Consider the following 6,778-nt stretch of genomic DNA (forward strand, 5'->3'; position numbering starts at 1 on the left):
GGCCGGACGGGGCTCCCGCTGACCGCGCGCGCCCGCGCGGATTGGTAGACTGCCCCGCGTGAGCACCGACCGCACCGAGGCCGCCCCCGCCGCCGCCTTCGCCACGCCCGACTGGGTGAAGGACGCCGTCTTCTACCAGATCTTCCCGGACCGCTTCGCGAGGAGTGGGCGCGTCCCGAAGGCCGCGCACCTCCAGCCGTGGGGGGAGCGCCCGCATCCGCACCGGTACCAGGGCGGTGACCTGCTCGGCGTGGTGGAGCGCCTCGACCACCTCGCGGCGCTCGGCGTGAACGCCATCTACTTCTGCCCGGTGTTCCAGTCGGCCAGCAACCACCGCTACCACACGCACGACTACTACCGCGTGGACCCCATGCTGGGCGGCAACGAGGCGCTGCGCGAGCTGATCCGCGAGGCGCACGCGCGCGGCATGAAGGTCGTCCTCGACGGGGTGTTCAACCACTCGTCGCGCGGCTTCTTCCAGTTCAACGACATTCTCGAGAACGGCGAGCACAGCGCGTACCTCGACTGGTTCCACGTGGAGCGCTTCCCGCTCTCCCCGTACGACGGCGCGCGCCCCGCGAACTACAAGGGCTGGTGGGACAACCGCGCCCTGCCGAAGTTCAACACGGACACGCCCGCCGTGCGCGAGTTCCTGTGGGACGTGGGGACGTACTGGATCGAGCAGGGCGTGGACGGCTGGCGTCTCGACGTGCCCAACGAGATCGACGACGACGAGTTCTGGCGCGAGTTCCGCCGCCGCGTCAAGGCCGTGAACCCCGACGCCTACATCGTCGGGGAGATCTGGCACGACGCGTCGCGCTGGCTTTCCGGCGACCAGTTCGACGCGGTGATGAACTACCTGTTCACGCGGCCCTGCCTGGCCTTCTTCGGGGCGCGCACCATCGACCAGCGCATGAACGAGGCGAGCGGCACGGGCGTCGTGCATCCCATGGACGCGCCCGCCTTCGCGGAGCGCATGAGCCGCGTCGCGCAGATGTACCCCGAGGAGATCACGCTGGCGCAGCTCAACCTGCTCGACTCGCACGACACGGCCAGGTTCCGCACCGCCGTCGGCGGTGACGAGACGGCCTTCCGTCTCGCGACGATCTTCCAGATGACCTATGTCGGCGCGCCCTGCGTGTACTACGGCGACGAGGTGGGCCTCGCGGGCGGCCCGGACCCGGACTGCCGCCGCGCCTTCCCCTGGGACGAGCGGACCTGGGATCACGTGACGCTGGAACTCACCCGCCGACTCGCGCATGCGCGCCGCGAGCACCGCGTGCTCTCGCGCGGCTCGTTCGAGGTGCTCACCGCCTTCGGGGAGACCCTCGCGTTCCGGCGTGTGCTGGATGGGCGGGCGGCGTACGTGCTGCTCAACGCGGACCGCGCGCGTCAGGTGGTGTACCTCGCGGGGCTCGTGCCGGGCACGTACACGGACGTCGTGTCGGGGGAGACGGTGCGGTTCGGCGAGCACCACACGTTCTCGCTGGAGCCGCGCGCCGGGATGGTGCTGGTCGCGCAGGACGTCTAAGCGGCGACGTGCGGGCGGGGCCGGGCTGAGTGCCCGGCCCCGCCTCCCTTCACGCGCCGAGCAGGTTCTTCTCGTAGATCTCGCGGACGGTGCCCTCGATGTCGGGCTCCAGCACGCTGAGGTCCCGCACGGCGTGCCGTTCGGTGACGCGGCGGATCAGGTCGGACGCGCTGACGTCCTCGCGGCGGAACGCGAGCGTCACGCGTGGCCCGTCGCGCTCCACGACGCGCGCGCCCTCCACCTCGACGTCGGCGGCCTCCGCGAGGTCCACGACGAGCCGCCGCTCCCCGCCGAAGCGGTCCTGCAGCGCGCCGAGGTCACCGTCGTACAGCAGGCGGCCGTGGTCGATGATCATGACGCGGCGGCACAGCTTCTGCACGTCCGCGAGGTCGTGCGTGGTGAGCAGCACGGTCGTGCCTCGCTCGCGGTTCACGCGCCGCACGAACTCGCGGATACGTTCCTTCGCGACGACGTCGAGTCCGATGGTGGGCTCGTCGAGGAACAGCAGGTGCGGGTCGTGCAGCAGCGCGGCGCACAGGTCCGCGCGCATCCGCTGTCCGAGGGAGAGGGCCCGCACGGGCGTGTGCAGGAACTCCCCGAGCCCGAGCAGTTCCCCGAACTCGCGCAGGTTCGAGCGCAGGCGCCCCGGGGGCACGCGGTAGACGTGCCCGAGCAGTTCGAGCGACTCGATCACGGGCAGGTCCCACCACAGGGTCGTGCGCTGCCCGAACACCGCGCCGATCCGCGCGACGTACGTGCGCCGCGCGCGCCACGGCACCACGCCGTCCACGCGCAGGTCTCCCGAGGTGGGCACGAGCAGGCCCGTGAGCATCTTGATGGTGGTGGACTTGCCCGCGCCGTTCGGGCCGAGGTACCCGACGATCTCGCCCGCCCCCACGCGGAAGCTGAGGTCGTCCACGGCGCGCACCACGCGCCGCTCGCGCGACAGGAAGGACCGCAGGGCGCCCCCACCCCCGGTGGGGGCGCGCAGGGTGAAGTGCTTGGAGAGGTGCTCGACTTCGATCATGATGGCTCCCGTGATGTGAGGGGTTCAGGTGCCCGTGCTGCCGTAGTGCCGCAGACCGAAGCGCCAGAAGACGAAGGCCGCCGCGAGCGTGAAGGCGCCGACGAGCGGCGCGAGGAACGGCGCGAAGCCCGGCAGGCCGAACGGATCGGGCCGCCCGAGGAAGTACAGCGCGGGGTAGTAGTTCAGGAACGCGGCGGGCACGACGTACGTGAAGAGCCGCCGCAGGGACGCCGTGTAGACGGTCATGGGGTACGACATCAGCGTCAGGCCGCCGTACGTGAGGACGTTCATCGCCTGGACGCTCTCCACCGTCCAGAAGGTGATGGTCCCGCCGATCACGAAGAGCCCGCCGAAGAACATGATCATGCCGAGCACCACGAGCGGCAGGTACAGCACCTTCGCGGGCGTCCAGTCGATGCCCGCGAGCGACACGGCCAGCGCGAAGATCAGCGTGCCCACGAGGACCTTGCCGAGCCTGCGGAGCTGGAACTCCGACCCGAACACCTGCAGCGCGAGCGGCGCGGGGCGCAGCAGCAGCTTGTCGAGCTCGCCCCTGCGGACGGCCGCGCCCATGAAGTCCGGGTCGAAGCCGCCGAACACGAGGTCCATCAGCCCGAAGGAGAGCTCCACGAGGCCGTACAGGAACGCCACCTCGCCGAGCCGCCACCCGCCCACCCGGTCGAAGGACGCGAACACCAGTCCGACCGCCGCGAACTCCGCCCCCGACGTGACCATCACCGCGAGGACGTCCATCACGAACGACGCGCGGTAGCGCAGCTGGGACCGCACCTGCGCCAGCACGAGGCGGCGGTAGAGACCCAGGTGCGCGAGCATCAGCCGCCCCCGATCTCGAGGCGGCGCCGGGCGCGTCCGAGCAGCCAGCGTCCGAGCAGCACGAGCGCCACCGTCCACGCGGCCTGCTCGCACAGCGCGCGCGCGAGGGCCGCGCCCTGAAGTTTGCCCAGCCAGACGTCCACGACCGTACCGACCATGTGCGGGAACGGCGTGAAGCCCGCCGCCTCGCGCAGCCAGCCCGGCAGGAACGCGAGCGGCATCAGGAAGCCGGAGAGCAGCCCGACGATGGTGAAGGCGAAGCGTCCGATGCCGCGCGCGTCGGGCGACCAGAACGCCGCGAGGTTCACGAGGAAGCGGTACGCGAAGCTCAGCAGGCCCGCGAGCAGCAGGGACACGAGAAAGGCCGCCCACCCGGTCGGGCTCGTGGGCGTCACGATGGGGAAGAACAGGGCGTACGCGAGGACGAGCGGCAGCCCGCGCATGAGGAGCCCGGCGAGCGCGCGCCCGGCGTCCTGCGCGAGCCAGAAGCCGTAGAAGCTCATGGGCCGCATGAGGTCGGTGGCGACGTCGCCGCGGTAGACGTTCTGCATGAGGTCCCACCAGCCGAACAGCGAGAGGTACACGATCAGGCCCTGCGTGAGGGCCGTGTACGTGACGAGGTCACGCGCGCCGAGCCCGTACGCGCTGTCCTGCCCGGCGAGCAGCGCGAGCAGCACGCTGGAGCGCAGCAGCCCGAAGAACAGGTTCGTGACGAGGCCCGCGAAGGCGGCGGCGCGGTAGGCGAGCTGCCGTCTCAGAGCCAGCCGGGCGACCTCCACGAAGAGGCGCGCGGACGCGAGGAGCTCCCCGCGCGCGCCGGGCGCGGAGGCGGACGGAAGGGCGGGAGGTGAGGTCATGGACCGCCCAGCGTACTCCAGTGTGAGCGGGGGCACCATCGGCAGTTTGGCGGAGTGTGGAAAGGCGGCGACTCCCGGTGGAGTCGCCGCCTTCCTTTCCTTACCTTCGGGCTCAGTCCGCCGCGACGGGCGAGGTGGCAGGGGTGGGCCGCGCGCGGGGCGTGAGGAGCGCGAGGACCACGCTGAGCGCGCTGAGCGCCGCGAGCATCCAGAAGGCCTCGCGCAGGCCGTGGACGAAGGGCTCCAGGGTGCTGGCGGGGAGGTTGCTGGCGAGCCCGCTGAACACCTCGAGCATCACGTCGCGCGGGATGTTCGACACGACGATGCTGAGGGTGAAGATGATCGCGACGACGCCGCCGACGCTCATCAGCAGGCTGCGCACGCCCGCCGCGACGCCGCGCCGGTCGGGCGCGACGCTGCCCATGATGACGCTGGAGTTCGGGGAGTTGAACAGGCCGCTCCCGACGCCCGCGAGGAACATCAGCGCGGCGTCGAGCCAGTAGGGCGTGTGCAGGTCGAGGGTGAGGGCGAAGCCCGCGAGCGCGAGGGTGTTGAGCGCGAGGCCCCAGCGGATCAGCAGGAGGGGGTCGGCGCGGTCCGCGACGCGCCCCGCGAGGGGCGAGGCGATCAGGAGGCCCACCGCGACGGGCGCGAGCAGGACGCCCGCGACGACCGCGTCGATGCCCTGCGCGCCCTGGAAGTAGAAGACGAACAGGAACGTGAGCGCCATGCGCGCGATGGAGTTGAGGAACACGCTCGCGTTGTTGAGGCTGAAGCTCGCGTCGCGGAAGAGACGCAGGTCCAGCATGGGCGCGCGCACGCGCGTCTGGATCGCGAGGAACGCGCCGAGCCCGGCGAGGCCCGCGAGCAGGTAGGGCGTGACGCCCCGCCAGGATTCGATGCCGCCCTGGGAGAGCCCGATCATCAGGAGGGCGAAGCCCGCCGCGTACGTGACGTTGCCCCAGACGTCCACGCGGTCGCGGCGGTCGCGGCCCCGACCGCCCTCGCGGAGCGTGGCGAGCGCCCAGACGGTGCCGACGATGCCGAGCGGCACGTTGAACCAGAAGACCCACTGCCAGCCGAGCGACGTGAGCCACCCTCCCACGATGGGCCCGAGGATGCTGCCGACCGCCACCATCATCTGGTTCGTGCCGATGGCGAGGCCGAGTTCCTCGCGGGGGAAGGCGTCGGTGACGATGGCGCTGGAGTTCGCCATCATGAACGCCCCGCCGACGCCCTGCAGGACGCGCAGCGCGATGAGCAGCCCGACGCTGCCGGTGAAGCCCGCGACGAGCGCGGCGAGGGTGAACAGGGCGAAGCCGAGGACGTAGAGGCGCTTGCGGCCGTACATGTCGCCGAGCCGTCCGACGTTGAGCACGAGGACGGTCTGGGTGACGTTGTACGCGAGCAGCACCCAGATGAGGCTCAGCAGGCTGGTGTGCAGGTCGCGCAGCAGGGTGGGCAGCGCGATGATGAGCGTGCCGGAGTTCATGCTGGCCATGAGCGCGCCGAGGCTGGTGACGCTCAGCGCGAGCCACTTGTAGGGGACGCGGTGGTGGAGGCTCACGCGCTCACCTCCTCGGCGGCGTCGGCGCACAGGTGAGCGTCGAGGCGCTCCAGGACGCCCTGGAGGTGCGCGAGGTCGCGCTCGTCGAGGGGGGAGAGGAGTCCCGCGACGTACGCGCGGACCTCGGGGACGATGCGGGCGTACTCGGCCTCGCCGCGGGGCGTGAGACGCGCGACGACGCTGCGGCGGTCGTCCTCGTGGCGGGCGCGGGTGAGGAGGCCCTGCTGTTCCATGCGGTCGAGGACGCCGGTGAGGTTCCCGGCGGTGACGCCCATGTCGCTCGCGAGGGCGCCGGGCGCGCGGGGGCCGTCCTCGCCGAGGCGGCGCAGGACGCGGTACTGCGGGACGGTGAGGCCGTACTCGGCCATGCGGCCGTGGATGCGGCGCGAGAGGAGGCTGTGGACGCGGTCGAGGTCGATCCACACGCGGGTGGAGAGGGGAAGACCGGAACTCATGGGTCCTTTATAGCTCTATAGTTGAAGTATAAAGTAAATGCGCCTCACCTTTCTCCCATCACGCGAAGGGGCGGCCCACGGGCCGCCCCCTCCTCGTCCGTCCTCGCTCAGCGGACCTTCGTGCCGCTCGGCAGGTCCAGCCTCGTCCCGACGAGGTCGAGGTTGCCCTCGGCGTCCTCCGCCGCGAGGATCATGCCCTGCGACAGGATGCCCCGGAGCTTCACGGGTTTCAGGTTCGCGACGAGCACCACCTTGCGGCCCACGAGGTCCTGCGGGGAGAACCACCTGCGGATGCCGCTCACGACGGTGCGTTCCTCGTCGCCGAGACGCACGGTGAGCTTGAGGAGCTTGTCGGCCTTCTCGACCGCCTCCGCCGCCACGACCTCCGCGATGCGGAGCTCCATGCGGGCGAAGTCGTCGATGGTGATCTCGTTCGTCTCCGGCGCCGCCCCTTCGGGCTGGGCGGGCGCGGGGGTGGCGGGCTGCGCGGCGGGCGCGGCGGTCTTC

7 protein-coding genes are annotated in these 6,778 nt (G+C 71.3%); 1 reads left to right on the forward strand and 6 read right to left on the reverse strand.

What is annotated here, in order from left to right; all coding sequences use genetic code 11:
• Positions 1-58: 58 nt before the first annotated feature.
• Positions 59-1,531 carry a glycoside hydrolase family 13 protein gene (locus tag DEIPI_RS27815; RefSeq protein WP_052351578.1) on the forward strand — a complete coding sequence of 491 codons (1,473 nt, stop codon included), beginning with the start codon at positions 59-61 and terminating at the stop codon, positions 1,529-1,531.
• A 49-nt stretch (positions 1,532-1,580) separates the two neighbouring features.
• Here the strand turns inward: DEIPI_RS27815 and DEIPI_RS0102135 are convergent, their stop codons facing one another.
• From DEIPI_RS0102135 to metG, 6 genes are all read right to left on the reverse strand, one after another.
• Complete coding sequence (locus tag DEIPI_RS0102135) at positions 1,581-2,558, reverse strand: ABC transporter ATP-binding protein (RefSeq protein ID WP_027480691.1); 978 nt, start codon at positions 2,556-2,558, stop codon at positions 1,581-1,583.
• 24 nt (positions 2,559-2,582) lie between these two features.
• Positions 2,583-3,392: an ABC transporter permease gene (locus DEIPI_RS0102140; protein ID WP_045233463.1), complete on the reverse strand. Its 810-nt coding sequence runs from the start codon at positions 3,390-3,392 to the stop codon at positions 2,583-2,585.
• Positions 3,392-4,249 carry an ABC transporter permease gene (locus tag DEIPI_RS0102145; protein WP_084473887.1) on the reverse strand — a complete coding sequence of 286 codons (858 nt, stop codon included), beginning with the start codon at positions 4,247-4,249 and terminating at the stop codon, positions 3,392-3,394. The genes DEIPI_RS0102140 and DEIPI_RS0102145 overlap by 1 nt, the downstream gene beginning before the upstream one ends.
• A 112-nt stretch (positions 4,250-4,361) precedes the next feature.
• A complete protein-coding gene (locus DEIPI_RS0102150) occupies positions 4,362-5,816 on the reverse strand; it encodes an MFS transporter (protein ID WP_027480694.1) in 1,455 nt (484 codons plus the stop codon).
• Positions 5,813-6,271 (reverse strand): MarR family winged helix-turn-helix transcriptional regulator, encoded by a 459-nt coding sequence (locus DEIPI_RS27820; protein ID WP_052351579.1) that lies wholly within the window; start codon positions 6,269-6,271, stop codon positions 5,813-5,815. Before DEIPI_RS27820 ends, DEIPI_RS0102150 begins: the two co-directional genes overlap by 4 nt.
• Before the next feature lie 107 nt (positions 6,272-6,378).
• Positions 6,379-6,778, reverse strand: a 400-nt coding sequence (gene metG, locus DEIPI_RS27825) for a methionine--tRNA ligase subunit beta (protein ID WP_045233464.1), incomplete at its 5' end; no start/stop codon positions are given.

It is taken from the genome of Deinococcus pimensis DSM 21231 (assembly GCF_000519345.1).
Lineage (GTDB): Bacteria > Deinococcota > Deinococci > Deinococcales > Deinococcaceae > Deinococcus_A > Deinococcus_A pimensis.

Bases quoted from the DNA above. Each gene is read 5' to 3' on its own strand.
- DEIPI_RS0102135 (WP_027480691.1), bottom strand. From the start codon at position 2,558: ATGATCGAAGTCGAGCACCTCTCCAAGCACTTCACCCTGCGCGCCCCC.
- DEIPI_RS0102140 (WP_045233463.1), bottom strand. From the start codon at position 3,392: ATGCTCGCGCACCTGGGTCTCTACCGCCGCCTCGTGCTGGCGCAGGTG.
- DEIPI_RS0102145 (WP_084473887.1), bottom strand. From the start codon at position 4,249: ATGACCTCACCTCCCGCCCTTCCGTCCGCCTCCGCGCCCGGCGCGCGC.
- DEIPI_RS27820 (WP_052351579.1), bottom strand. From the start codon at position 6,271: ATGAGTTCCGGTCTTCCCCTCTCCACCCGCGTGTGGATCGACCTCGAC.